Annotated in this window: 27 protein-coding genes; all 27 read right to left on the reverse strand. The window is 66.1% G+C overall.

The window, feature by feature from the left end:
* Positions 1-84: 84 nt before the first annotated feature.
* Complete coding sequence (locus ACTZWU_RS04080) at positions 85-1,977, reverse strand: hypothetical protein (protein ID WP_444736079.1); 1,893 nt, start codon at positions 1,975-1,977, stop codon at positions 85-87.
* A 9-nt stretch (positions 1,978-1,986) separates the two neighbouring features.
* On the reverse strand, positions 1,987-2,766 hold the full coding sequence (locus ACTZWU_RS04085) for a hypothetical protein (RefSeq protein ID WP_444736080.1): 780 nt from the start codon (positions 2,764-2,766) through the stop codon (positions 1,987-1,989).
* Positions 2,763-3,737, reverse strand: coding sequence for a tail fiber domain-containing protein (locus tag ACTZWU_RS04090; RefSeq protein ID WP_444736081.1), 975 nt, complete (start codon positions 3,735-3,737; stop codon positions 2,763-2,765). Before ACTZWU_RS04090 ends, ACTZWU_RS04085 begins: the two co-directional genes overlap by 4 nt.
* A gap of 5 nt (positions 3,738-3,742) precedes the next feature.
* Positions 3,743-4,231 (reverse strand): hypothetical protein, encoded by a 489-nt coding sequence (locus tag ACTZWU_RS04095; RefSeq protein WP_444736082.1) that lies wholly within the window; start codon positions 4,229-4,231, stop codon positions 3,743-3,745.
* 10 nt (positions 4,232-4,241) lie between these two features.
* The gene (locus tag ACTZWU_RS04100) at positions 4,242-4,787 is read right to left on the reverse strand and encodes a hypothetical protein (protein ID WP_444736083.1); all 546 of its coding nucleotides are present in this window, start codon (positions 4,785-4,787) and stop codon (positions 4,242-4,244) included.
* A gap of 7 nt (positions 4,788-4,794) precedes the next feature.
* Positions 4,795-8,838, reverse strand: a complete 4,044-nt coding sequence (locus ACTZWU_RS04105; protein ID WP_444736084.1) for a hypothetical protein — start codon at positions 8,836-8,838, stop codon at positions 4,795-4,797.
* Between the two features lie 4 nt (positions 8,839-8,842).
* A complete protein-coding gene (locus ACTZWU_RS04110; RefSeq protein ID WP_444736085.1) occupies positions 8,843-10,420 on the reverse strand; it encodes a hypothetical protein in 1,578 nt (525 codons plus the stop codon).
* 1 nt (position 10,421) lies between these two features.
* Positions 10,422-11,093, reverse strand: a complete 672-nt coding sequence (locus ACTZWU_RS04115) for a hypothetical protein (protein ID WP_444736086.1) — start codon at positions 11,091-11,093, stop codon at positions 10,422-10,424.
* A 3-nt stretch (positions 11,094-11,096) separates the two neighbouring features.
* Positions 11,097-11,807 (reverse strand): phage adaptor protein, encoded by a 711-nt coding sequence (locus tag ACTZWU_RS04120; protein ID WP_444736087.1) that lies wholly within the window; start codon positions 11,805-11,807, stop codon positions 11,097-11,099.
* A gap of 3 nt (positions 11,808-11,810) precedes the next feature.
* Positions 11,811-12,305 carry a hypothetical protein gene (locus ACTZWU_RS04125; protein ID WP_444736088.1) on the reverse strand — a complete coding sequence of 165 codons (495 nt, stop codon included), beginning with the start codon at positions 12,303-12,305 and terminating at the stop codon, positions 11,811-11,813.
* A 77-nt stretch (positions 12,306-12,382) separates the two neighbouring features.
* Positions 12,383-12,829, reverse strand: coding sequence for a hypothetical protein (locus ACTZWU_RS04130; RefSeq protein ID WP_444736089.1), 447 nt, complete (start codon positions 12,827-12,829; stop codon positions 12,383-12,385).
* 67 nt (positions 12,830-12,896) lie between these two features.
* Positions 12,897-14,015 (reverse strand): N4-gp56 family major capsid protein, encoded by a 1,119-nt coding sequence (locus ACTZWU_RS04135; RefSeq protein WP_444736090.1) that lies wholly within the window; start codon positions 14,013-14,015, stop codon positions 12,897-12,899.
* 49 nt (positions 14,016-14,064) lie between these two features.
* The gene (locus ACTZWU_RS04140; RefSeq protein WP_444736091.1) at positions 14,065-14,310 is read right to left on the reverse strand and encodes a hypothetical protein; all 246 of its coding nucleotides are present in this window, start codon (positions 14,308-14,310) and stop codon (positions 14,065-14,067) included.
* A gap of 56 nt (positions 14,311-14,366) precedes the next feature.
* Positions 14,367-15,440 carry a hypothetical protein gene (locus tag ACTZWU_RS04145; protein ID WP_444736092.1) on the reverse strand — a complete coding sequence of 358 codons (1,074 nt, stop codon included), beginning with the start codon at positions 15,438-15,440 and terminating at the stop codon, positions 14,367-14,369.
* 11 nt (positions 15,441-15,451) lie between these two features.
* On the reverse strand, positions 15,452-17,719 hold the full coding sequence (locus tag ACTZWU_RS04150) for a portal protein (protein WP_444736093.1): 2,268 nt from the start codon (positions 17,717-17,719) through the stop codon (positions 15,452-15,454).
* A complete protein-coding gene (locus ACTZWU_RS04155) occupies positions 17,706-18,242 on the reverse strand; it encodes a hypothetical protein (protein ID WP_444736094.1) in 537 nt (178 codons plus the stop codon). The genes ACTZWU_RS04150 and ACTZWU_RS04155 overlap by 14 nt, the downstream gene beginning before the upstream one ends.
* A 2-nt stretch (positions 18,243-18,244) precedes the next feature.
* Positions 18,245-18,454, reverse strand: coding sequence for a hypothetical protein (locus ACTZWU_RS04160; protein WP_444736095.1), 210 nt, complete (start codon positions 18,452-18,454; stop codon positions 18,245-18,247).
* Positions 18,451-18,732, reverse strand: coding sequence for a hypothetical protein (locus tag ACTZWU_RS04165; RefSeq protein WP_444736096.1), 282 nt, complete (start codon positions 18,730-18,732; stop codon positions 18,451-18,453). The genes ACTZWU_RS04160 and ACTZWU_RS04165 overlap by 4 nt, the downstream gene beginning before the upstream one ends.
* Positions 18,729-20,255: a hypothetical protein gene (locus tag ACTZWU_RS04170; protein ID WP_444736097.1), complete on the reverse strand. Its 1,527-nt coding sequence runs from the start codon at positions 20,253-20,255 to the stop codon at positions 18,729-18,731. The genes ACTZWU_RS04165 and ACTZWU_RS04170 overlap by 4 nt, the downstream gene beginning before the upstream one ends.
* Positions 20,256-20,324: 69 nt before the next feature.
* Positions 20,325-20,849 (reverse strand): hypothetical protein, encoded by a 525-nt coding sequence (locus tag ACTZWU_RS04175; protein WP_444736098.1) that lies wholly within the window; start codon positions 20,847-20,849, stop codon positions 20,325-20,327.
* Positions 20,850-20,906: 57 nt separating this feature from the next.
* Positions 20,907-21,500, reverse strand: a complete 594-nt coding sequence (locus ACTZWU_RS04180) for a terminase small subunit (protein WP_444736099.1) — start codon at positions 21,498-21,500, stop codon at positions 20,907-20,909.
* 107 nt (positions 21,501-21,607) lie between these two features.
* Positions 21,608-21,799: a hypothetical protein gene (locus ACTZWU_RS04185; protein ID WP_444736100.1), complete on the reverse strand. Its 192-nt coding sequence runs from the start codon at positions 21,797-21,799 to the stop codon at positions 21,608-21,610.
* On the reverse strand, positions 21,796-22,056 hold the full coding sequence (locus ACTZWU_RS04190) for a hypothetical protein (protein ID WP_444736101.1): 261 nt from the start codon (positions 22,054-22,056) through the stop codon (positions 21,796-21,798). The genes ACTZWU_RS04185 and ACTZWU_RS04190 overlap by 4 nt, the downstream gene beginning before the upstream one ends.
* 3 nt (positions 22,057-22,059) lie before the next feature.
* Entirely contained in the window at positions 22,060-22,269 is a 210-nt protein-coding gene (locus tag ACTZWU_RS04195; RefSeq protein ID WP_444736102.1) for a hypothetical protein, read from the reverse strand.
* A complete protein-coding gene (locus ACTZWU_RS04200; protein ID WP_444736103.1) occupies positions 22,266-22,814 on the reverse strand; it encodes a hypothetical protein in 549 nt (182 codons plus the stop codon). Before ACTZWU_RS04200 ends, ACTZWU_RS04195 begins: the two co-directional genes overlap by 4 nt.
* A gap of 24 nt (positions 22,815-22,838) precedes the next feature.
* Positions 22,839-23,195 (reverse strand): hypothetical protein, encoded by a 357-nt coding sequence (locus ACTZWU_RS04205; RefSeq protein WP_444736104.1) that lies wholly within the window; start codon positions 23,193-23,195, stop codon positions 22,839-22,841.
* 3 nt (positions 23,196-23,198) lie between these two features.
* Positions 23,199-23,447, reverse strand: a complete 249-nt coding sequence (locus ACTZWU_RS04210) for a hypothetical protein (RefSeq protein ID WP_444736105.1) — start codon at positions 23,445-23,447, stop codon at positions 23,199-23,201.
* Positions 23,448-23,499: the final 52 nt, after the last annotated feature.

Raw genomic sequence — 23,499 nt, forward strand, 5'->3', positions numbered from 1 at the left:
CGAAGGTGTCAGCTTCGCGAGCCCATGTCCTACGTCCTCGCCCGCCCGTTATGACACGGGCGGGCCGGTTCGCTCAAGCGCGGATCACCGCGTCGGGCGGCGCAGCATCGGCGGCTCGTCGTCCTCCGCGTCCTCGGGCTCGCCTTCTTGCGCCTGGGCGACGGCCAGCGCACGAGCTTCCTCGAAGCTGATGGAAGGCTGACCGTCCAGACCGATGTGAGCCTTGTAGATTTCCAGCGCAGCCCGCTCGTCGGCCTTCATCCCCTCAAGGATGATCTGGCGGCCGGTGCTGCGCTGTTCAGCCGCCTGTTCGGCAAGCTGCGCCCTGACGGCTTGCCGCTGCGCCAGATAGTTCTGCGCAGCCTGCTCGGGCGACAGAAGCCACAGGCCGCGCTCGATCAGGTTCTCGATGTTCATCTGCTCGACAGTCACCTCGCCGCTCGCCTGATCGCGCATCGCCAGCTTGACGCCCATGACCTGCCCATCATCAGCCCGGATCAGTTCCGTCTGGTCCTTCACGATTTCAAGACCATCATCGAAATACCCGGCCGAGTTATAGGCGTCGATGATGCCGCTCGCAGCCCCGTCCACGTCGCCCATCAGCGCGCGGAACACGGCGCCGCTCCATGCCTTCATGCCTTCCTGCGCGGCGGCCTCGGACACGAAGGACCGCAGGGATTCCGCTTCCTCGAACCGTCCTTGCCGCATCAGTTCCTTGGTGATGATCGGCAGGCCATTGTCCCGATAGGACTGCATAAGCCCGGTCGCGCCCCGCTCAATCTGGGCCGGGGTGAGGGATTGCCCAGGCTTGGCGCCGAGTTCCGGCATCCCTTCCAGCGCGGCCGCCCCTGCCGGGGTCTGGGAAACCTGATCGACCACGTTGGCCGCGCCGGTCGCTGCCGCCGCCTGCGTCTCGTCCGCGTCTTTGGGAAGCGTGGCCGGTGCGTCGGGGAAGGCCGGGGCTTTGCGGTTGAGGGTGTCGAGGCGCGGAATTTCGGACACGGCGTCCTCGCCGGTCGCCCATCGCTGCATGGCGTTGGCTTTGCGAATAGGCGTATTTGCCAGTTCGATGGCCGTGTTGCCGAGATAGTCGGCGCCCTTCACCATGGCACGGTTTATGTGCCGCCCGACCTGCGCGATGTTCCCTGCCAACTGGCCGTCACCGCCCCACTCGTTGCCCTCGTCCAGCCGCAGGTTGCGGGCAATCGCGCTCTCCTGCTGGCGCGCATTGCCTGCTGCGTCGATCTGGCCTTGCCGCTCGGCGCTTTCGTCAGACTGGCGCAGCCGTCCAGCACGGGCCGCCTCTGCAATCGCCCGCGCTTCTTCCGGGGTGCGCGGTGGCCGCGCGGTCGTCACCGTGCCGTCAGGGTTCTGGATGAACAGATCGTCGGGGGCTTGCGCGGGCGCGGGCCGCGCGCCGAGGGCCGGGGGCTGACCTGCTTCCATCCCCGGCATTGCGGGGCCGAACTCGGGCCGGGCGCTGCGCGGCGCGACGGTCGGGGCGCCTGCTGCCCGCTCGACGGGGCCGGGCGCAGGGGCCGCCTGTGCGCCGGGCGCCGGGGGTGCGCCGAGGGCGTCGGGCATTGCAGGGGCGAACTGCATGCTGGCCGGGCCGGGCGCCGGTGCGGGTCCGGTTGCCGCGCCGGGGGGCGGAGGGGCGCCCAATCCGCCCTCGGCCGCAGCAAGCGCCTGCTCAAGCGCGCTGCGGGTGGACATCGTGTCCTGATAGCCGAGTTCGGCAAGCCTCTGGCGATGCTGCGCGTCGGTCATGTTCGACCGGTGCGTTTGGGCGTTCCAGCCGTGTTGCTCGCCCGCCCATCCGTGCATGTCGGCCAGCCGCTTCTGGCGCTCGGCCTCGTATTCGTCCAGCACCTTCTGGCGCTCTTGGGCGATCTTGCGATCCTCCCAACGGTCGCGCACGTCCCGGCCGCCGACAAAGCCGTTCACGAAGCTGGCGAAGCTGTTTCCCAGGCTCATCTGGTTCTCCTACGAAGCCGGTGGCCGCGCGCCCAAGCCGCCGCCCATGTGTTGCACTCTGAAATTGTGGATCGCCTGATCCAGCATGTGATCCGGCACCTTGCGGAAGCCGACCCACTCGTTACGGATCGCGGTTCGCGCGGCCTCGGGCGTGGCGGCGCCTCTCAATCGCTGCGTTGCCAGATGGCGAAATACCGCGTCCTGCGTGTCGCGGTCAAAGCGCGTCGTGTTCGGATCAAGGCCCATCTGCTCGACCGCGCGCCGCAAGGTGCTGCCGACGATCTGGTGACGGCCCATCGGCGTTGCCACGGTCCCGTTGTTCTTCGATGCGACCCACTGGCCATAGGCGCCGCGCGGGCTGGCGAAATCGAGGGCTTGGGAAATCGTCATGTCGCTGATGCGCGTTCCGGCGAACTGCCCGCGCCTCTGCGCGTGGCCGAACAGCGTGTCGTAATCGCCCGCGCCCTCGTGCCTGTCCATCAGCGCCATGAAATCGACAGCCTTGCTGCGCGGGAAGGCGGCGGCCGAGGCTTGTCCGCCAGCCGTGCCGCCCGCCATGGTCCCGCTGGTGGGTGCTGCCGCGCCATAGGACAGGCCGCCCGGCTGTGGCTCGGCGCCCATCGTGCCGCTGCCCTGCATGGCGCCCCCTGCCTTGATCTGCTGCCCCATCAGGTCGATCAACCGATCGCTCTGCTCTTGCAGCTTGGTCCGCTCGGCTCGATCCCGCTTGTTCTGGACAGAACCGGCGAAACCTTGGGCAAAGGATGCGATGGAACTGGCGAGGCTCATGCCGATTTCCCTCCTGCCGCACCGCTGCGGATCATCTTGTCAATGTCCTGCACGGCCTTGGTCAGCGTCCCGAGGTAGGACGGTATGTCGATGGTCTTGCCATCGCCCTGGCCGGTCGCCTTCTGGAAGTCCTCGGCATAGGCGCCGACATGCCGCCCGCCGTCGCCCATGCCCGGCTTGTAGTCCCATTGTTCGACCGGCATCTTGCGGACGGCCTCGATCCCGGCGCCGTCCTTGATCGGTTTCTTGTTCGTCTTGGCCTTCTTGGACGACAGCATCGGAAGCACGGTCGCGCCGATCTTGCCCCAGTTCGCCATGCCCGCGACCGAACCGATTGCGCCGAAGAGACTGCCACGGCTCGACTGCTTGGCCTCGTATGCCTGCATCTGCTGCTGGAATTGGGTGTTCAGCAGGCTTCCTTGCTGGCCGTAGCCCTGCATGGCGCCGTTAAAGCCTGACGACGCGGCGCCGTTGGAAATCTGCATCGACTGAGCCGGGTTCACGCCCAGCCCAGCGCCCATGTTGATGGCGCTGGCCACGCGCTGTTCGCCCTGGGCCTCGATCCGGTCGCGGGCCATGTTGCCCGCCCCTACGGCGGCCAGCGCCATGTCGTTGGCGCCGTCGCGCTGCGCGGTCAGGAACTTGCCGCTGTTCGGGTTGATGCCCATTGCCATGGCCTGACGGATGCGACTTCCGTCCGCGACCCGGCCCTGCATGCGAACATCGGCAATGGCTTCACGCTGCGCCTGCTGGCGGCGCTGCGGGGTGTCCCAATTCTTCGCGTCCCGCACATACTCGTCGCGGATGGGCTTGAAGATTTCCCGCCAGTCGGCGCGATCCTCGCTGGCCCATTGGTTCGTGATCTCGGCTTGGCCCTTCATCCATTCCAGATGCTTTTCGCCCAACTCCGCGCTTTTCAGCGCGGCGATGCCGATATTGGGGTCTGCTTGCGGCGCCTTGCTGCGGCCCATCTGCCTTACTCCTGCGCGGCCGCGCCCTCGTCGGGACGGCTGATTTCGTCACGCGGCCCGGCAGAGGCCAATACCGTCTCCTTGGACAGTGAAAGCACGATAGCATCGCCGCCCCCGACAACGGAAGCGCGATCCCGGTATTCGATCTGGAACCCAATCTTGAGAAGGGTGCAGATCGCGTTGACGTTCTCGACCGGAACGCGGCAGCGCAGTTCGTCCAGGCTGAAGAAGCGGGGATGAAAGGCCAGGGTGCTGACGGTCGTGATGACCTCGGGCGTCAGCCGCTTGCCCGGCGCGCAACCAAGGTGCAGATCGGCCCGGCCGCCCCGGAAGCACTCGAACACGGCGACGCAAAGCAGGTCCATCGCCGTTTCGCCCGGCAGATAGGCGGCGATGGCGCGGGCGTCGTGCATGAAGCCTTCCGACCCGGTGAGCTGCTTTGCAATCTCGACGTGATGCGCCTGCTGGTTGCTGATGAAAGTGATCTTGCCCATGGCTTCCTCCTTAGACCGGCGCCTGAACGCCGAATGCCTGATCCAGTTGTTCGTCCGTGATCCCCTTGGCGTATGCCGCCAGCAGGATCAGCGGGTTGGTGCGGCTGATCGTCTGATCGCCTGCCCATTTGATGCGGGCGATCCCCTGCGCTTCTTCCGGCAGGGACGATAGCGCAGGCTCGAAGCTTTCGGGAATGTCGCCGCGCGCCGCCTGTATGGCCTCGGGGACGGTCAGCACTCCCATCATGGCAAGGTCCATGAGAAGGCCGCTCTTGTCGCGCCGGGCCGCGTCTCGGGCCGATTGCAGCGCCGCCGCGAAATCGGCCGGCGTTCGCGGGTCAATCCATGCCTGTCCGTCCCATTCGGCCCAGATGCCGGGGCGGGGCGGCAAGGGCTGGAATGCATCCCCGTCCCAGAAATGCGTATCGTCCCTGATCCCGTCAGGAACCGGCGCAATCACGTCCTGCATCGGTGTCGCTTGCAGCACCAGATCGTCAATGTCGCATTCGCCCATGCGGATAATGGCGCCTGTCTCGATGGCAATAATGGCGAACATGGTCCGGTCACTTGAAAACATTGAGCGCCCCAAAGAAGCGGTTGGAAAGCGTAACGCTTCTGCTGACCGTCCCATCGGTGAAGCGCGAAAACTCGAAGCCGTAAATCACCGGACCAGACAGAACGGCAGTATCGGTGATGCAGATATTGTAATCGGAGCCAGATGGGGATGCGTCAAACCCTTGGGTGTAGATCACGGAAGAATTGCCTGCATTTGTCCTGATGATCCGCATCCCATGGTTTTGAAGCAAACCGCTCCCAGCAGCGCCTGTCGCGGTCCACGCAATGAATAGCGTCTGCGGCCCGGCGCGACCGATGGTGTAGGAAAGCTGTTGCGCGCTGAAAAATCCATTAACTGAAGCTGTAATGCTCCCCGCCGTGAAAGCCCGCTCGTATGACGTGATCGCGCCATTTGCGACTTTAAGCCGCGTGACCTCCAAATCTTGGATTTTGGCCGAGTTGATTGCGGCGTCCTCGATTTTCGCCCGCGTAATTGCAGCGTTGGCGATCTGGGCCGCGCCGATTTCTGCGTTTCCGACGCTGATATTCGCAGCCGACAAGCTGTTGAACCGGCCGTTTATCGCGCGGATGGTATCGGTGGTTACATGGCGCGAAACCACGCCCCCGGTGACGATCCGATCCCCGCTGATGTAGGACGTGCCGCCCGGCGCCCAAGGCGACGGACCGGACGCGGCTGCATGCACTTCCTCAAACTGCGGCTTCCAGATGCAGAGCGTGTTCGGGAACTGGCCGCTTGGCGCTTTTTGCGCCCGGATCTCGGCAAAGACTGCGCCACTCGGGGCAAGTCCGAACGCTGCCATCCGGGGCCATGTGTCGGGAAGAAACCCGTCGCCCCCCGTGGCTGCGAAAGGCGGCGTGTTATTGCCCAGGACATTCCCGCTCGCGTCTCGCCAGATGATCTGCATGCGCGCTTCAGCCACGCCGCCGCCAGTGACACGCAAATATGCCGACGCGCAATATCGCTGACCTGCGACCACTGGAACGCCCCATGCTCGCGCGCCGCTCTCGTTGCTCACCGGGCGGTATCCCACCGATGCGTTTGCCGTGCTGGTGCCGGTCTGACGCGCTGCCAGCGTGGGGAATGCAGGATGCGCGCCGAAGCTGCCGGGCGCCAGAACAAGCAGGCTGTGATTGGCCGCGTCCCACTCCCCCGGCGTCCAGTGCTGCGATCCTTCCACGAACTCCGGGTCGGCCAGAAGGTTCTTGCCCAGGCCCACGACAAGCGCGTTTGCCGATAGAGTCCCCTCGGCCACCACGTTGTCACCGATCAGCTTCAAGACTGATCCGCTGGCCCCTCCCTCGTTGTTGAAGGAGACGGCCTCGATCCCTGCCGCGACCTGCTCGCCGTTCACGCTGGCGATCTGGCTGAACCGGGCGACGGTGCCGCTCAGGTTGGCGATGGCTTGAGCCGACCGGCGCACGGCGGCGAGACTGCCGCCCATCTCGACGGTCATATCCTCCCGCAGCGCAGCGATGGCCTGCTGCGTCGATGCGCTGGTGAGGTAATCGACAAGGATGTTCGCGCGAACGCCAGCCTCGACCTCGCCCGATCCCAATTCCTCGGCCGTCGCCGGGCGGATGCGGACGCGGTGGAAGGTGATCGTCTTGGCCTGCCTCACCCAATTCTGTTCTTGGGCGTTGGCGTGTATGATCAGCGTGTGGGATGCGAATGTGCCGGTGAAGTTGGCCGGGCGCCGCAGGACCACGCGCGCGGTTCTTGCGCGACCGGCCAGACCTGCGCCCGCCTGAATGTCGGCCAGCGCGGCCCATGTCCAGAAGTTCGAGCCTGCGCTGTTCGTCCAGGCCAGTTGGATGCCCGCGCCGCCCAAGCCGCCCGTGACCAAAGTAAACTCGACCTCGACCACGAACGCCTCGGCATTGGTCTGGCCGGGCCAGATGGTTGCCGGGCTCTGGTTGATCCGCAGGCCATCATTCTGGCTGTTCGTGACGACAAAGCGCCAGTCCCGGCCGATAGGATAGATCGTGTTGGCGGGTGTCGTCAGCGTCCCTTGCGATCCGATGCGCTGCCAATCCGACGAAATCAGGAAGGTGTCGTTGATGACCGACATATCCCGACCGCTGACCTCGGCCGTCAGGTTCAGGCTCTCTTGCGCCGCCGCCGCCGCGCCCTCGGCATTCTGCCGGGCAAGCACGGCCTGATCGCGGGCGACGCCTGCGCTGGCGCTCGCGCTGTTGGCCCCGTCGCGCGCTGCCTCTGCGGCGATCCGGGCATTGTTCGCGGCCGTTGCGCTTGAGCCCGCGTTGGTTGCGCTCGTTCCTGCGGTCGTTGCGCTGTTCGCGGCCGCCGTCGCGCTGTTCTGGGCCTGTGTGCGGGCGGTGCCTGCGGCATCCGCAAAGCCCGCCGCCTCGTTCCGTGACGTGGCCGCAAGGTTCGCGCTGGTCTGGGCCGCCGCGCTGGCCCCCTCGGCGTCCTGCCGGGCGACAACAGCCGCGTCCCGCGCGATGGTTGCGCCGTCGCGGGCGGATTCTGCTTCGGTGCGCGCTGTCTCGGCGCCGCCTCGGGCCGTCTCTGCCGAAAGGCGGCTGCTTTCGGCCGCGCTGGCCTGTTGCCCCGCCTGTGTGGCGCTGGTCTCCGCTGCACTCGCGCTGGTCGCCGCCGCGCTGGCGCTGTTGCCCGCCTGATCGCGCGCCGTCGCCGCCAGCCCCGCCTGCGTCGTCGCCGTGCTGGCCGCGCCCTGGGCGTCCTGTCGTGCTGTGACCGCCGCGTCCCGCGCGACCTCGGCATTGGCTCGGGCCGTCTGCGCGCCAGCCTGCGCGGCCTCCGCTGCAAGGCGGGATTGTTCCGAGGCTACGGCATTGCTGCCCGCATCCGTTGCGCTGCTGGCGGCCAGGGCGGCGCTCGTGGCTGCGGCATTGGCGCTGTTCGCGGCGCTTGCGGATTCCGTCACGTCCCGAATGATCCGGTCTGCGATCAGCAGGTTGTCCGCGCTGCGTCCGGTCGGCCGGTCAAAGCGCCAGCGCACCGCGTCATGTTCTGCCGCGATGGCTTGGGCCACATCGACAAGGCCCCATGTGGTCAGGCTGACCGGCGCGTTCAGCGCCAGCCGGTGCGTCTCCACGACTGCGCCTGCAAGAAGGGCCTCGATGTGGACCTCGAAGCGGCCGTTGACACCATTCGACACGTTCCCCGGACTGGTCTGGCCAAGGGTGCGGACGGACATACGATAGGTCCGGTTGGCGGCGCGCTCGACCGGCGAGGCGGGCGTGGCAAATGCGGCCAGCACGTTGTTGTTCGTCGTGCCGAAGCGCAGGGCCTCGGCCTGTGCGGCGCCCTCGACGGTGGGCGTTACCTTGGTGAGACGGGCGGTCGCGCCTGACAGGGTGTAGTTCGCAGGGAACCCGGTCAGCCCTGCATCGGCGTCGATGTTGCCGGTCAGGGCGCGGTTCGCGGCCTCTGCTGCGATGGTCTGGCTCGTCTGCGCTGCGGCCTGTGCCGCGCCTGCCTCATCGCGGGCCACAACCGCCTGATCGCGGGCCACCTCGGCGCCGCTGCGGGCTGTCTGGCTGGCGATCCGCTCCTGAACCGTAAGATCGGCCTGTGCCAGCGCAGCCTGCGCCGCTGCCTCGGCCGCAAGCCGATCCTCATTGGCGCCGCCTGCGGCCAGTTGCGCGGCCTGCGATGCGGCCAGCGCGTCCTGCGATGCGCTGATGGCGGTATCGAAATCAATCTGAAAATCAGACCGGGCCTGCGCGACGATGGTATCGGCATAGGCCTGGGCGGCGTTCGCGGCGCTGATGGCGCTCAAGACCTCGCTGCGCGCGGCGGTTGCCTCGGCCATGGCGGCGTTGATTTCGGCTTGAAGCTGCGCGAAGTCGATGTTCGCGCTGTCGTAGCTTTCGGCCACCTCCCGCGCGACCTTCTCCGCGATGTTGCGGACGGCCTCGGCGTTGAAGCCTGCCCCGCCCGCGATCCCGTTCTTCAGGTCGGCCCATCGGACGGCGCGGCGCTGCTGCGCGCCGGGTCGCAGGCCGATCAGTTCCTCGATCTGGGCTTTCAGCCGCGCGTCCATCGCCTTACCCCAATTCGGCCAGGGATTGCGCCATCGTGACCTGCATCACTGTGGCGGTGCCGCTCATTTCGATCTGCCAGTCGGTGCGCTCGCCATCAGGCAGGCGCACGGGCTGGTTGATCCGCGTCGTCTCGTGCAGCAGCGCGCCATCCGCGAAGATGCGGGTGGTCAGGGTCTCCCCGGCCTCGGCGCGCGCGTCGATCCGCAGGGCGCCCATGGATCGGGGGAAGGGCATGCGGAACGGCTTTGACCGCCATGTGAAGGCGCGCTTTGCGCTGGCCGGGTTGTCGAACCGCCTGACGGTGCGGTTGTCGGTGTCGAGGATAAAGCTGTCGCCGCTGCTGATCTGGGTGTAGATCGAGGCCGAGGCGCCCGAGACGGGCAGAAGCGTGGGTTCCGGCGATGCCGGGTCGATCATCGCCATGCGGCGCGGGCCGCCCCCGGCAGGGACGTAGCTGAATGCGTAGTGGGTGCCGATCCGGGCCGCGATGAAGCTGGTCGGCTGCAAGGCAAGCCATTGCTCGCGCGTCCAGATGCCTTCGGAAATCAGCCGGCCGCCCTGGGCGCTGATCGAGACAAGGCCGTCGCTGGACGGGAACACCGCCGAATAGCCCATGTCCACGATCCCGCGCTTGGACATGCAGGGGAAAGGCTGCTCGACCTTCTCGGCCGTCATCTGCTCGGGGTGCATGCCCTGCATGGTCACCGGATTGCCGGTCGTCAGGACGGCCAGCATGGTTCCGAACGACGCCAGACCGATGATCGTGTCATTCATGGTCTGGTTGTATTTCAGCGGCCATGCGTGGGGCTGGTAGGGCTCGCAGAAATAGAGTTCCTTCCCGGCAAAGCCTGCCATGATGCCGTTGGGCATGGCGGTAAGGCCGCGCAGGTTCGAGGGGACGGCGGCGAAATCGCTGGTGGCGATGGCCTCGGCAATCGGCGCGGCGGCCAGATCATGCACATAGGTCGTGTCCGTAGCCGGGATTTCCGCCACGAAGAACAGTTCCGTGACGCCGCTGATACTGGTCACGCTGCGATAGATGCGCTTGTGGGTCACGAGGCGGTTTGCCGGGGGCGTCGCGGGCATGCCTGCCACGGTGATCGTGTTGCCCTCGCTCCATAGGATCGGGGCCGAGACGGGAGACGGGCCGGATTCCTCGCCAAGCGACGTTGCCCAGGTGAAGGCATAGGCCACCAGTTCGGCAATGTCGTTGTTCAGCGTCCCGCCCCGCGTCAGCGTCGGGCGCGCGCTCGGGCGCGGCAGGGCGAGGGGGATATAGTCGCCCGCGATCCACATTTGCGGGGCGGCGTTGGCATAGGTGATATAGAGGCGATCCGTGGCGACCGGGCCGGGAACGGCGTTGGCGTCCGTGTTCCATGCCAGCCATTCCGCATTGTGCAGGTAGATGGTCTGGCGGTTCGTCTCGAACGCGACCACGGGCGCGCTGTTCTGGCGGAAGGGCGTCAGGCTCCCGCCGCGCATCGCAGCGTCCAGGGCGATGGCCGCCGCCTGCTCGGGCAGGTAATAGGGGTCGAGGCGGGGGCTTTCCCCGGTGAAGCCGCGCAGCGCGATCTTGGCCATGTCAGAAGTCCCTGAACTTGGTGCGGATCGGCGCCCGCTGCTGGCCGCGCAGGTTCCCGGTGAACGCGGCATCGCGCTTGCGGGTGAACTCGGCTTCGTAATAGGCCGCGCGGCGTTCGTCGGTCCAAGGCTCGTCGGGGATGGCGAAGATCCGGGCCAGCGCGCCACAGGTCAGGGTGTGGCCGTGGATGCTGACGAAGAAGTCGGGAATGAGGTTGTGGGCATCCTCGAACGGCTTGGCCGGGTTGCCGCCGATGGCGTTGTCCGCGCGGGGCTTGAGGAAAACGCTGATCCGCAGCGTTCCTGGCTCGATGCCGGGGCCGGGGGGCGCCGGTGCGGGGCTCAGGCGCACCTCGCCCGGCCCGATCTGGCTGACGAACGCGGGAAAGCCGGTCAGACCTTCCTCGAAAGTGCTGAACTGGATGGGGGCGAGCGGCCGACCGTTGAACTCGGCAAACTCGATTTCGTGGATCGCCGTTCCGGCAGGGGCGACAAGGATATGGGTAGGGTCTGGCGCGGTCGTGGTCGTGACATGGCGCCATGCGCGGCTGACCTCGGCCAGTTCAATCGCCGCCATGCGGATTTGCTGCTCGGCCACGAAAGCCGGGCAGGTCGGGGCGAAAGGCGCGATCTGCGGAAGCAGAACGGCGGTGCTGACCAGTTGAACCGCCATGGCTTACCCCGCCGCTGCCGGGCCGGGCTGCATCAGGAAGGCCGTGGCCATGCTCATGGCGGCCTCGGATGCGCCCATGGCGCCCAGGGCGTTGGTGGCAAGGCCAAGGTGAACCTGCGCCCGCTGTGCCGCGTCCGGGGCCGCGCTGTCCTTCGAGAAGGCCCGGAACAGCAGGAAGTCCAGCAGTATCGACTGATAGATCGGCGGCAGGTCGATGGTGCCGGTATAGGCGTCGATGTTCAGTTGTTGGCCAGATGCCGGGGCTGCGATGTTCGTGGGGACCATGCCCACGACCGCCTCAAGGCTCCCCGTCCCGGTGTTGCCCGGCGCCACATAGAACTCGCGCGGGTTCATCATGTCCTGAAAGACATACTGCACCTCTGCCGAGAAGGGCAGAACGGCGGTGCTGTGCCAGCCGGGGATTTGCGCGTCGAGGATTTCCCGGCGCGCGAGCTGGCGAACGGCGCGACCGCTGGCGCCTCCGTTCCGCACGATCCGCGACAGGATGGTGTATTGCTCGGGCAAGTCCTGCTTGGTGCCTTGGACAAGCGGCAGGGTCACGGTCCCGCTCTTGGCGTTCGGCTTGGCGATGGCCACGGCGCGTTGCGCCTCGTTCAGCCAGTCGTGCAGTTCGATGGGGGTCCAGCGCACCGCATCCGCATCCTGAAGGATGGTGCTTGCGCGCTTCATAATGACGGATGCGGCAACGCTCATGGATCAGGCGTCCTTTTGCTCGGTGGCGGCTTCGGCGCGCTTGGCCTCGATCTGGGCAATCATCGTGTCGCGCCCGGCGCGCGAGTTCGGGGCGCGGCCGATCTCGTCCTTGAACAGCGCGCGCAGGGCGTCGTCGTCCAGGGCGTCGAAGTCGGTGGCGGGCGCTTGACCCTCACCATCCTGTGCGGGCTCGGAAGCTGCGCCGGTCTGGTCGCCTTGCGCGGGCTCGGGCTCGGGCGTCACGACAGGCGCCGGGGCTGGCGCGGCGGGCGGCGTGATGATCGCGCTGATGGCGGCGGCGGCCGTTTCCACATCGGGCATGGGGCCGGAATATTCCCGGTAGCCCTCGCGGATGGCCAGAAGCACGGATTGATGCGCCTCATCCTCGACGCGGGCGACGTGCGGCCCGTCATTCCAGATCGGGCGGAAGCGGTATTCGATGGCGCCGAGACGGACCTTGGTTCCGTCAGGGTCACGCAGGATGCGTTCGATGAACATGGCAGTCCTTCCTTTTGAAAAAGCCCCGGCCCGTCTGTGGGGCCGGGGCTGGGCGTCAGGTGGCTATCGCGCCCCGATCAGGTCGTGGCGTAGCGGACGATGGCCGTGATCCGGTTGCCGGGGTTCGCGGCGACGTTGGCCGAGAAGGACACGCCGACCGAACGGGGCATGGGCGACGCGGCGACGGCCGCCAGACCGGCCAGCGAAGCGGTCTGCGGGTTCGTGGGCGTGGCCTGGGCGTTGAAGAACTGCGTCCCGAGGGTGCGGGATGCGTCCTCGCTGCCCACATCGCCCGACATGAGACCCATGTTCAGGGTCGCGGCGCCGGTGCCTGCGGTCACGATGCGAATGTCCGTGATGCGGCAGTTCGGGGGCAGGTAGAACAGTTCCAGAATGTCGGCGGTGGTGAGGGGTTGCGTGAAAACGTGGTCGATGAACTCGACGCACTCGACATGCGCGACATAGGGCGACGGAAGCTGCTTGCGCCCGTTCCCGCCCGTGTAACGGCTCTTGATGATCGCCATGGCACTCTCCTGTGTGTCTTGTGGCGTGAAGGGGGAAACCGGCCCGCTCGGGGCCGGTCAGGCGCTATCAGGCGGCGATGGCCGGGTTCGGGTTCTTGGACGCGGTGTCCACGGTGATGACGCCGAAGTCGCGGCCGCCGAACCGGGTTTTCTTGAAGCCCAGGATCGCGCCCGCGTAGATCGCCACGCGGTTGCCAGCGTCTTTCGATTCCTCGACCCACTGGAAGCGGGTGCCGTTGCCGCCGTTGCCATAGGCCAGGACGCCCGCCTGACGGCCCATGAACAGGGCGCGGTGGGCCTCGACGTTCTGACCGGCGCCGTAGTCGCGGAAGCGGCGCACGTTCTCGTGCTGGTGCAGGACCACATCGTTGATCATGCCCGCGCCGCCCTTGAACAGCGGGTTGTTCTTGCCCTCGGCTGCGGCGGCGGCCTTCTGGATCGCAGCCCAGCCGAGTTCACCGGCGCCGTTCCGCAGGTCGTGCATCTGGAAGGGCGACATGAGCATGACGAAATGCTTGCCGCCTTCCTCGACCGAGACGGGCGACATTTTCACGGTCTGGCCGGTCGGGTCGATTGCGGCCATCATGCGCGGCATGACGCTGACGCGCTCGATCAGTTCGCGGCTCATGCGGTGGCTTTCTTCCAGCGTCGCCTTGGACGTGGCCGATCCGCCATAGACCATGTGGTATTGGTCCGGGGCCTCGATGGGGTTGGTGGCGAACGGACGGCGCACCATGGCATCCTCGTTCACATAGCTGCCCGGCGCGGCGCCCGACAGATAGACGATCATCAGTTCGTCGGACCATTCGGCGGTGAACTCGGCCACGCGATCCTTGGCGATCTGGCGCAGGTTGTGCAGGCTGCGCTTGCGCGTCATGCGGCCGCCCGCGTCGGCGCCCTTGCGGGCTTGGTCGATCCGCACCACGTCTTGCAGGAAGGTCAGGTTTTCCTCGCGGCCCTCGACCACATCGTCGCCCTCGGTCATGTCGCCGCGCAGCTTCATGTTGAGGTCGAAGCGGATTTCATCGCCCGCCGACTGTTCGAGGTCCACCTTGCGTTCGATGATGTTGTTCTCGCCAGTCCCGATGAACTTGGTGAAATACATCTGCTTGGTGGTGTCGCGGGCCAGTTCGTTGGCCCAGCGTTTGACAGCCTGGGGGCTGTTGATTCCGAAGGTCGTTTTCATAGGATGCTCCTGTCACAGACCTGTTGGGGTTCGTGACGCGCGGCACATCCTATGCGTTGTCGTCTGATCCGCGTTCTACCATGGATTGAATGGCCTGCTCAACCGTCTCGTGAAGCGGGCGGCCATCGGCAAAGGTTATCTCCATGTCGGGGGGCGCTTTGACGCCCACGGTCGCGGTCAGCGTCCCCAGGCGGGTGATCGTCACCGTCACATCGCCCACCTTGATCGACACGGGTGTTTCTTCGAGGCGGCAGCGCCGCACAAGCCCGTATCCGCCCCTTGATTGCTTGCTCATCTGCCCTCGTCCTCGTGACGGGCGCCCGGACCTTTGCCGGGCGCCTCCGTTGCTTGTCAGCCTGCCAGATACTTTTCGCGCTCGCGGGGGCTCATGCGGTCAAGCGCGGCCTCGGCGTCCATCGGGTCCATGCGATCCAGCGCGGCGAACCGGCTGTCCTGCACATCGTTGTCGGATGCCGCCGTGATGCCGCCGAGGGTCTTGACCGGATCGGGGCGCTTGTCGGTGCGCGGGCCGGGCTTCTTGCCGTCACCCTTCTTGCCGGGCGCCGGGCCGGTCAGGGGCTTGCCCGTCTGCTTCTCGATGTAGGTGTTGGCGATCTGGGCGGCCGCGTCGATCCGCTCTTGCATCGACAGGGCCGCGAACGCCGGGTCCGCGTTGACGTGCTTTAGGGACAGGTCAAACACGGTATAGGCGCTGGCGTTCTCGGGCAGGCCGGGGATGGGCTTGGTGTCCATCAGTTCGGGCCGGGCCTCGGTGAACCGCTCGACCTTCTGGAACCATGTCTGCGCGTATTCTTCCTGCGCGCGCTGGTTGGCCTCGGTCGCCCGGTCCAGTTCCGCCTGTGCCTTGGCCTGATCGGTGGTCAGCGCCTTCAGCTTCTCGCGGAACTCGCTGGTCGTCAGTTCGCCATCGTCATACTGCGCCTGCAATTCGTCCAGGCTGGTGTCGAACGCCTCGACCTTGGCTTGCAGGTCGCCGGTGTCCTTGATGGTCAGGCTCGGGTCCGGGGTCTGATCCGCCTGCTGATCGTCCTGCGGATCGCCCGCCGCGTCGTCGGCCTCGTCCTCGTCGCCATCATCCGCCGCGCCTTCCTCGTCGTCCTGGGCGTCGCCATCCTGATCCTCGTCGGCGTCCTCGTCGTCGCCGTCAGCATCATCATCAGCATCAGCATCCGCGTCGTCGTCCTCCATTCCGGGGTTCAGTTCCTCGAACGCGCTCTTGCTCTTGACCGTGGCGGCCTTGAGGTCGTCGGGCAGCTTGTCGATCAGCGGATCATCGCCCTCGGCCATGGCGGCGATTTCAGCCGGGTCCAGCAGTTCGCGCATGTCGTCGATGGTGAACGCCGGGGGCAGGCCCATAGCCTTCAGATCGTCCTCGGCGGTGGTGTTCAGGGGGGTCTTTGCCACGGTGTTTCCTCTCACATCGGCATGGCTGCGGGCGCAGCCGGTTCGGCCATGGGGTCTTGGGGTTCCATGGCGGGGGGTTCGGTCGGCTCGCCCGCGCCTGCGGCGGCTGCGGCGTCCTCTTGGGCGGTCGCCATCAGATTATCGACGGCCTTGCCGATGGCGGGCGCCCCGGCGATCTGGATAGCCGCCTCGATGGCCTTCTTGAGTTGGTCGAGGCTGGCGCCGCGCAGGCCCATATCCATCAGCTTGGCCTCGGCGGCGGTCTTGGCTGCGCGCGCTTCCTTCTCCGAGATTTCGGCCTCTGCCGCGCGCTGCTGCATCGCGGCCTCGGCCTCGGCGGCTTGCTGGCGCTGGATCGTCTCGGGGCTCGGGTTGTTCGGATCTTCGTCCGGGTCGGCGGCGCCGGTGATCTGCCGGATGCGCTTCACGATTTCGTCGCGCTTCGGCACGTCCAGGGCTTCGACCGTGAGGTCGAGCGTCTGGATCACGACCTGCGGCGCGGTGGCGGCCAGCCGTTCCATCAGTTCGAGAAGCTGCTCGGCCTGCGCCTGCCGGGTGCTGGCCCGCCAATCTTCTTCCTCGATGATGAAATCCGCCTTGAACATATCAATGGCGTTCTCGGGATGCTCCGGGTCGTTCAGATCGACCCATTGGGGATTGCCCCGGCTGTCGGTGATCCTGATCTGGTCCTGCTCGGTGTAGAACTGCTCGATGCAGATCATCTGCTTCTCGCCATGCAGCAGGGAGGCATAGCGCAGGTTGTCGAAGAAAACGGACGTTGCCAGCGATCCCTGATCCTGCCGCGCCATGATCGCCTTGCCGCTGGTGGCGTTGCTGCGGCGGCCCAGGTTCTCGTCGGTGACGCCGCCGACCGATTGGATCATGCGGGCGTCGGTCTCCATCAGTTGCAGATGGGCGGATGCGACCTCGGTGTTCTTGTCGATCCGGGGCGGGTTGGTGCCGCGCTTGTGGACGATCACGCTGTCGGGCCGTCCTGCCTCGTCGCGCAGTTCCTCGATGTCTTGAACGGTGCCTTCCTCGACCGTCACCTGAACCGTGGACAGGTGGTGCAGGGCTTTGGATGCGCGCTTGTTCAGGTCTTTCTGCGGCCCGCGCAGCCCTCGGATCGCGCCATAGGGCTGACCGTCGCGGGCGCGGCGATAGCCCCAGATTGGCGTAAACGGGAACTGGTTGTGCCGGTAGGGCGATTGCCGCAGGTCCAGAAGGCCGAACTCGGTGAACACGGCAACGTGCATCACCTCGCGCGGGCGGATAACGAGGCTTGCGCGTTCGTGCAGCAGTTCGTCCCAATGGCCGCGCGACCATTCATCGAACACCTCGCCCCGGAACTGGCCATTGTTCAGGACCGGCACGGCGGCGGGCTTCTTGAACCACATTTCGATGCAGCGGATGCGGTCGCGCAGATAGGCGCCGCCTGCGGTCACGTCGCTGCCGACGCTGCCGTGATGGTCCATCTCCTGGGAATCGCTGGCATCGTCGCCATAGTCGGACGTGATGGCCGACAACAGGCGATGCTCGCGCGACGCCTCAAGGATGCCGATGCGGTCGGGCCAGAGGGCGGCGGCAATGTCGAGGTCGAGCCACTTCATGCGGGTGACATAGCGGGCATCTTTCAGGCCCATGTCCTGCGCGCGGCTGTCCCAGAGCATGTTGCGCCAGCTTTCGCGCCGATCCATGACGCGGACGCCTTCGGCCGGATCGCCCTGGCCGACCTCAAGCCAGCCGATCCCGGCCTTCACGGCGTCGCTGAACGCCATGCTGACATGCTGGTTCGAGTGGTTCACGTCGCGCAAATGGCGCAGCAGTTCGGTCTTGCGCTCGGCGGATTGCAGCCCGTCCTTCTTGCGGGGCAGGACTTTGTAATCCTGCGGCGCCCGGCGCTGCGTCCCCAGCATCCAGTTGATTGTCGTCTGGATCAGGTTGAACACGAGCGGGAATTGCCCCCGCGCTTCCAGTTCCGCGATTTCTTCCAGCGTCCATTGGATATGGTCGTAGAAATCCTCGTCCACCGACATTTCGTAGCGGTTCTGCGCCTGCCGTTCGAGTTCGTAGCGGTAGGTGGCCAGCAGCCTTTTCCAGAGGTCGATGGCCTCCGGGCTGTCCAGCTTGCTGACGCGGCTCTTGGCCGGTGGTGACGCGCGGTCGCGCTCGATCTGCGCCTTTGCGCTTTCGAGGAACGGCACTTCGCCGGGCCGTGAATTGTAGGGGTGTCCGTTGACGGTGAGGATGCGCCCGGAACTGAAATCAATGTCGAACATGCTTGGTCAACTCCACCTCTTGCAGCACCGCCCCGGTGCTTTGGTCCCGTATGACCACCTCCCCCACGACCTCGGGGGGGGTGCCATATTTGATCGCCGGGGCGGCAGGCATCGGCGGCATCATCATCATGTCACGCAGTCGGCACTGGACCGCATCGAACACGGCCCACTTGTCGAGGTCGTTGGTGGGCGATCCGGGCAAGACGCCTTCTCGCAGCCAATTGCTGATCGTCGCCCAGACATGGGTGGGGTCGCCCATTTCGACCGTCCACATCCACGCCACGTCCAGGGTGATGATGCAGGGAACGGCGCGGCGGCCGCTCGCTCGCCGCATGAGCGGGCGGCGGGCGTCGGTCAGCACAAGACAGGGCTGGCTGGTCCGGGTCTCCGGGTCCATGAACCACGTCCCGGTGACGCGGATATTGCCCGGCGCGATGGTCTCGAACTCGGTCATCGTCATGTCGAGAACCGGGCGGGTGTCGAGGCTGATGCTGTGGAACTGCCTGTGGAAAAGCGCGCTCACGGTTACGCCTCCCGAATGAGGTTGGCGAGGATCGCGGCCTTGCCTTGCTCGACCGACAGGCAGAACGTGGCCGCGTCTCCATCGGTCTGCACGGCCACGGTGCCATCGGCGCGCAGCGCGATGATGGTCAGGACGGCAGTATCGGGCTGGCGGGCCATATCGACACCGAACTGAAGAACCTGGGTGCGGTGGGCGTTGGGCTGGTCGCTCATGCCGTCACCTCGATCAGCCCGACCTCGGCCATCATCCGGCACAGCCTGTCCTGCGCCTCGGGGTTGTCTCTGAAGTAGTCCTTCAGCAGCTCGCGGCCGTGCGATGCGACGATGGGATGACCGCTGCCGCCTGCCGAATAACCCTTCCGCAGCCTGCTAGACGGCGTTCCCCTCGGTGCGCTCCTGAAGTTGAGGCCGAGATAGCTGACGCCATTCTCGTCGGCCGGAACATGCTCGTAGAACGGCGCGGCGATATGCCAAATTTCATCGAAGGTCATGCGGTCATTCCTGATCTGCGGCGCTGCTGCTTCCTGCGCTCGCCAGTTGCGTGGGATGGGGTGAATCCTTGCGCCCACTGGCGCAGCGCGTCGGCGGCCTCGGAATGGCCGTCATACTTCTCGGGCTCGTCGCGGAAGGTCTTGGTCGCGGTGTTGTATTTCTTCCGGTAGAGGCTCAGGTGGGTGATACCCTCCTTGCAGCCTTCTTCATCGAACCACGCTTCGGGGAACCGCTGGCGCAGCATGTCGATGCCCGCTTGGAAATCGTGGACACGGGGGACGATCTGCCAGTTCCAGTCGGGGGCGAGGTCTTGCAGCATCCCGATGGGGGCGCCGATCTTGTCGGCCAGCTGACGCTCGGCGTTGGCGTCGTGGGGCAGATACATGCCGCCGAAGATAAAGCCCGTCTCGCGCAGGATGCGGACGTAGTGCGCGTAGCCCTTTCCCCAATCCTCGACATAGCGGATGAAGTGCGAGGCCAGCCCGACCTGTTGCATGAGCCAGATGCCGGTCCCGTCGCCCGCGCCAATGTCCCAGAACGTGTGAACGGGCAGGCTGGCGATGTGGGGAACCTTGCCGATCCGGCCTGCCGCGCGCGCGGCGTTCAGTTGGGCGGTCAGGTAGGTGCCTGCGGTGCTGCGCGACCATGCCTCGGCGGGTGTCGATGGCATTTCCTGCTTCATCAACTGGTGGTCGCCGCTGAAATCGGCTTCCAGCTTGTTCACATACCACGCGCGCTGCGGCATCGTGAGGGTGGCGCCCGTCTCGGCCTCGATCTTGTCGAAATACTCGTGCTGCTTGAGGCTGATCCGCACATGCCTGGGCTCGGCCACATAGCCGGGTTCGAGATACCACGGGAAGAAGTGGAACCGGTAATCGCCCCGGTTGAGGGGCTGGCGGGCGATGTGCTGGGCCTCGGCGCGGCTGGTCATGTCAAAGAACAGCCCTTCTGCACCCTCGGCGGTGGATTCGATGGTGACGATGCCGCTCTTGGGGACGGCTGGCAGCGATCCGGTTTGCACCTCGCGCGCCTTGGCCGGGTATTTGGCTGCGATCTTGCCCAACTCGCTGATGTGCAGGAAATGGATGGTCCCGCCGCGCATGCTGATGGCGACGCGGATGCTGCTGTTGTTGTGGGCGAATTGCAGTTCGGTTTCCGACCGCTTGGCCAGGGGCATCTTGGCGCGCAGCGGTTCGGGCAGGTTCTCGTAGAGGATGAACACCTTGTCGCGCAGGATCGCGCTGGCCTTGTCCTTTTCGTCCGCGATGATCCCGCATCGCTGGTTGGGCGTCCACGCGGCCCGGTCGAACCCCATGACGGCGCCGAGGGTCGTGAAGCCAAGCTGCCGCGCCTTGAGGATCGTGTTGCGGAAATGCAGATCGGCCAGGAACCGCAATTGGTTCACGTTGGGCAAGAACGGCTCCAACTGCCCGATCTCGCTGTCGTCCTGATCGTCCCCTTTGACCATGATCTTGTAGAGGACGCCGGAACAGATGCGCCACATGGGGTCGGCCAGAGCCACGCGCCATTCCTCCGGCGTTGTGGGCGCCGGTAGGGGCTGGGTGAGTGGCTGTGACCAATCCCATGTCATTCATCGCGCGGGGACTGGCACGGCTTCGTATTGCAGCCCGTAGCCGTGGCTATAGGTCACGCGGATCATGCCGGTGCCGCATGCGAAGGCTTGCGCCTCAGCTTTGCGGAATGCCTCGGTCAGCCCACAAGGATCGGCGGCTCGCTCGAACTCTGCCTTGTCCGCGTCCGGGTCGGCGGGGGCAGGTTCATCCTCGGCCCCGGCGATCCACGCGGCCAGATCCTCGATCACGTCGCCTGCATGGTCGCGCTCGGCGTCGTCGTCGCCCATGACGGCCTCGCGCAGCGTGTCGCGGGCGGCCTCGATGCGGTTTTCCTGCCGCGCGCGCTCATAGTCCATGCGCTCGATGATGCGCGGGGCAGCGTCCAGCGCGAGTTTGAGGGTGTCGGCCTCGTAGCCCGGCGCGCATTTGATGCTGATGCCGGTCGGCTGATAGTCGATCTGCCACAGATCGCTTGAGCTGACGCCCTGGGCGGTCACGCTGAATGCGTCTGTCGGTGCTGTGGTCGGCTTCTGCATGCTCATGTGTCTGTCCTCGACGTTGGGGAGCGGTGGGGGTGCGCGGTGGTAATCCATGGCGCTTCAGGTGTCGGTGGTGGGTGACAGGGGCTTGCCCTGGACGGCCTCGATCAGCGCGGCGATGCTGTCGGCGGCGGCCTTGCCAGCCTGTTCGTTGTCCTTCTCGAACAGGCCATGGATGCGGGCGAGCATTTCGAGTGCCTTCATCCGGTCGTGCATCTTGACCTTGAATGTCCCCTTGTCGCTCATGCTGACCTCGCTGATGGCGCGGCGCAGGGCGGCGGGGATGGCGCGGGAATTGATCGGGGTGACGACCGGGCGCATCACCGGCTCGCCATTGGGCAGGGTGACGGGCAGACCGTCATCGTCCTCGACGGGCTCCTGGCCCCATTCCAGCACATCGCCCAGATCGGCCATGGCGAGGATCGCCAGTTCGCGGATGACCTCGGTTTTGCGGAGCAGGAACTTTTCGTCCTCAAGGGCGCGCAGGCGGGCGACCTCGGCCATGCAGTCGGGGCATTGGCTGTTCTCGTAGCCTCGGGAATGAGCCCCGGCAGGCGAGTAGCCAGCGGCCAGCGCGGCGGCCTTGGCATCGGGCTTGATGGCGTATTCCTGACACCATTTCAGCTTCATCTCGGTCAGGCGGGGCCGGGGCATGTCGTTAACGGTCCATTCACGGTCGAGTTGGAACACAATTTGGTTCACAAATCGCACGAAAACGCCGCCCGATCAACGGGCGGCGCGGAACGTGACGGCTGCGGGGCCTATTCGTAGGGGGTCAGACCGGCCAGCAGGGCGGCGCATGCGAGGGCAAGGCGTGTGTCGCCGCCGTTCGCCTCGTAGCGGTGCAGGTGCTTGGGCAGGACGCCGAGGGCGCGGGCGCAATCGCTCTTGTTGCGGGCCTTCCCGCTGGCCAGCATGTCGGCCAGCCAGCGGGCGAACGCTTCGGGGGTCATAGCCGTCCTACCCGCCGCAGGTAGTCCTCGCCCTTCTGCCGTATTCGGTCGTGGACGATTTTCGCCACGCGATCATAGCTTTCGCCTGCGCTGAAGTCCTCGGCGCCTTCGGTCCACACAACATGGCTGTGGCCATGCTTGATCTTGGTTCCATCCCCGAGGATTGCGGTCAGCGCGGCGGCGTCTTCGGCATACTTGCATGCCGCGACGTATTCGCCGCCCGGCCTGAAAATCTTGAACTGCGGTGATTGGGCCATTGGTCATTCCTCTCTCAATCCGGCGCTGCACATGCCGCCCGGCTTTGGGCTGTCGATCAGGACGATGGACACGATGCGCGGCCGGTTTCGCGCGCTGGCGGCGATTGCGATAGCGCGGGCCTCGGCGGCGGCGTGATCGGTGGCCCTGACGGTCAGCCTTGCGCCGCTGGCAAAGCCGATCCTCCAATGCCTCGCGGCGCCTGCGCGGCTCATACTGCCAGCCCCCGCTTGATCGCCTCGCGCTCTGCCACGCCTTGCCAGACTTCATCGGGCTGGCCGCGCCATTTGCCTGCCTCGTTCATGGCGATGTTGTCGCCATACTGCTCGATCCTGTGGCCAGCATAGGCCACCAGCACCTCGCCTTGGGTGACGCTGAACCGCTTGCGGGTGATTTCGACCTTGGCAGGCTGGAACGGGCGGAATCCCCCGGCGCGGGCGGCTTCCCATGCGCGGTTCCATTGGTCGGCGTCGTCGTCGGACGCCGGGTCCGGTTTTCGGCCATGGACCTCCTGAAAGGCGGCGGCCATGACCTCGTTGGCATCGCAGAAGTCATGCGAGGCGCAACAGGCGGCGTTCTCGGGCCGGGCGTTGGTCAGGTTGACGACCTCAAGCTGTTCGGGCGTGAGGGCATCGGACAGGCGGCGGGCAAAGGCGCGGGCGAGGGGGCGGGTGAGGGCGTGTTTGGCGTTGATCCGGTCGTAGGTATCGCTGAACCGGCTCAAGGCGGCATTGGCGCGGTCGAGGGCGGTGGTGGTCATGGTCTGGTCCTCCTGTTGGCTGGCTCAGAACGAGCGGGCTTCGTATTCGCGGCAGATGCGGTCCTGTTCTTCCAGATGCTCGCGGACGTAGCTGGGCATGTCGCCCAGCCCCTTGAAGCTGTCCACGGCGTCGCGCGCGCTCGGCACGTCCTCGATGTAGCTGCTGCTGTCGGTCCCCGCGCTGACCTTGTTGACCAGTGCGGTTTCGGTGCCGGGGAAGTGCAGGACGAACAGGCCGTCGATCCGGTGCAGGGTGGCGACGGCCGATCCGGGCGCGGCGGCTTCGCGGGCATCAACGGCGGCCTCGATGAAATCGCAGCAGGGCATCAGTTCGTTGATCGCGGCGCGGTCCATGTCGGCGGTGATGGTGCAGATACGCATGGGTCAGCCTTTCATGTCGGGGCGGTCGGCCCGGAATTGCGCGATGGCGGCCTCAACCTCGGCGTGGGTCATGTCCCCAAGATCCCAATTGTCGAAAGCCTCGGCGGCGGCTTCGGCGTCGGTCAGGTGCGCCAGCAGGTGCGCGACCTGATCGGGTGAATGGAGCCCGCCCCCGGTCATAAAATCGTGGGCGAACCCGGCCAGCATGTCGGCGCGGGTTTTGTAGCGAATGCCGTTGAAGCTGTGCTGCATGGTCTATCTCCTGTTGTGGGCTTCCTGCCCGTTTCAATGTCCCCATATTACC

The sequence above is a fragment of the Paracoccus sp. NSM genome (assembly GCF_052379855.1).
Classification (GTDB): Bacteria; Pseudomonadota; Alphaproteobacteria; order Rhodobacterales; family Rhodobacteraceae; genus Paracoccus.

Excerpts from the sequence above, each read along its gene's own strand:
- ACTZWU_RS04080 (WP_444736079.1), bottom strand. The coding sequence starts at position 1,977 with ATGAGCCTGGGAAACAGCTTCGCCAGCTTCGTGAACGGCTTTGTCGGC.
- ACTZWU_RS04085 (WP_444736080.1), bottom strand. The coding sequence starts at position 2,766 with ATGAGCCTCGCCAGTTCCATCGCATCCTTTGCCCAAGGTTTCGCCGGT.
- ACTZWU_RS04090 (WP_444736081.1), bottom strand. The coding sequence starts at position 3,737 with ATGGGCCGCAGCAAGGCGCCGCAAGCAGACCCCAATATCGGCATCGCC.
- ACTZWU_RS04095 (WP_444736082.1), bottom strand. The coding sequence starts at position 4,231 with ATGGGCAAGATCACTTTCATCAGCAACCAGCAGGCGCATCACGTCGAG.
- ACTZWU_RS04100 (WP_444736083.1), bottom strand. The coding sequence starts at position 4,787 with ATGTTCGCCATTATTGCCATCGAGACAGGCGCCATTATCCGCATGGGC.
- ACTZWU_RS04105 (WP_444736084.1), bottom strand. The coding sequence starts at position 8,838 with ATGGACGCGCGGCTGAAAGCCCAGATCGAGGAACTGATCGGCCTGCGA.
- ACTZWU_RS04110 (WP_444736085.1), bottom strand. The coding sequence starts at position 10,420 with ATGGCCAAGATCGCGCTGCGCGGCTTCACCGGGGAAAGCCCCCGCCTC.
- ACTZWU_RS04115 (WP_444736086.1), bottom strand. The coding sequence starts at position 11,093 with ATGGCGGTTCAACTGGTCAGCACCGCCGTTCTGCTTCCGCAGATCGCG.
- ACTZWU_RS04120 (WP_444736087.1), bottom strand. The coding sequence starts at position 11,807 with ATGAGCGTTGCCGCATCCGTCATTATGAAGCGCGCAAGCACCATCCTT.
- ACTZWU_RS04125 (WP_444736088.1), bottom strand. The coding sequence starts at position 12,305 with ATGTTCATCGAACGCATCCTGCGTGACCCTGACGGAACCAAGGTCCGT.
- ACTZWU_RS04130 (WP_444736089.1), bottom strand. The coding sequence starts at position 12,829 with ATGGCGATCATCAAGAGCCGTTACACGGGCGGGAACGGGCGCAAGCAG.
- ACTZWU_RS04135 (WP_444736090.1), bottom strand. The coding sequence starts at position 14,015 with ATGAAAACGACCTTCGGAATCAACAGCCCCCAGGCTGTCAAACGCTGG.
- ACTZWU_RS04140 (WP_444736091.1), bottom strand. The coding sequence starts at position 14,310 with ATGAGCAAGCAATCAAGGGGCGGATACGGGCTTGTGCGGCGCTGCCGC.
- ACTZWU_RS04150 (WP_444736093.1), bottom strand. The coding sequence starts at position 17,719 with ATGTTCGACATTGATTTCAGTTCCGGGCGCATCCTCACCGTCAACGGA.
- ACTZWU_RS04160 (WP_444736095.1), bottom strand. The coding sequence starts at position 18,454 with ATGAGCGACCAGCCCAACGCCCACCGCACCCAGGTTCTTCAGTTCGGT.
- ACTZWU_RS04165 (WP_444736096.1), bottom strand. The coding sequence starts at position 18,732 with ATGACCTTCGATGAAATTTGGCATATCGCCGCGCCGTTCTACGAGCAT.
- ACTZWU_RS04175 (WP_444736098.1), bottom strand. The coding sequence starts at position 20,849 with ATGAGCATGCAGAAGCCGACCACAGCACCGACAGACGCATTCAGCGTG.
- ACTZWU_RS04180 (WP_444736099.1), bottom strand. The coding sequence starts at position 21,500 with ATGCCCCGGCCCCGCCTGACCGAGATGAAGCTGAAATGGTGTCAGGAA.
- ACTZWU_RS04185 (WP_444736100.1), bottom strand. The coding sequence starts at position 21,799 with ATGACCCCCGAAGCGTTCGCCCGCTGGCTGGCCGACATGCTGGCCAGC.
- ACTZWU_RS04190 (WP_444736101.1), bottom strand. The coding sequence starts at position 22,056 with ATGGCCCAATCACCGCAGTTCAAGATTTTCAGGCCGGGCGGCGAATAC.
- ACTZWU_RS04195 (WP_444736102.1), bottom strand. The coding sequence starts at position 22,269 with ATGAGCCGCGCAGGCGCCGCGAGGCATTGGAGGATCGGCTTTGCCAGC.
- ACTZWU_RS04200 (WP_444736103.1), bottom strand. The coding sequence starts at position 22,814 with ATGACCACCACCGCCCTCGACCGCGCCAATGCCGCCTTGAGCCGGTTC.
- ACTZWU_RS04205 (WP_444736104.1), bottom strand. The coding sequence starts at position 23,195 with ATGCGTATCTGCACCATCACCGCCGACATGGACCGCGCCGCGATCAAC.
- ACTZWU_RS04210 (WP_444736105.1), bottom strand. The coding sequence starts at position 23,447 with ATGCAGCACAGCTTCAACGGCATTCGCTACAAAACCCGCGCCGACATG.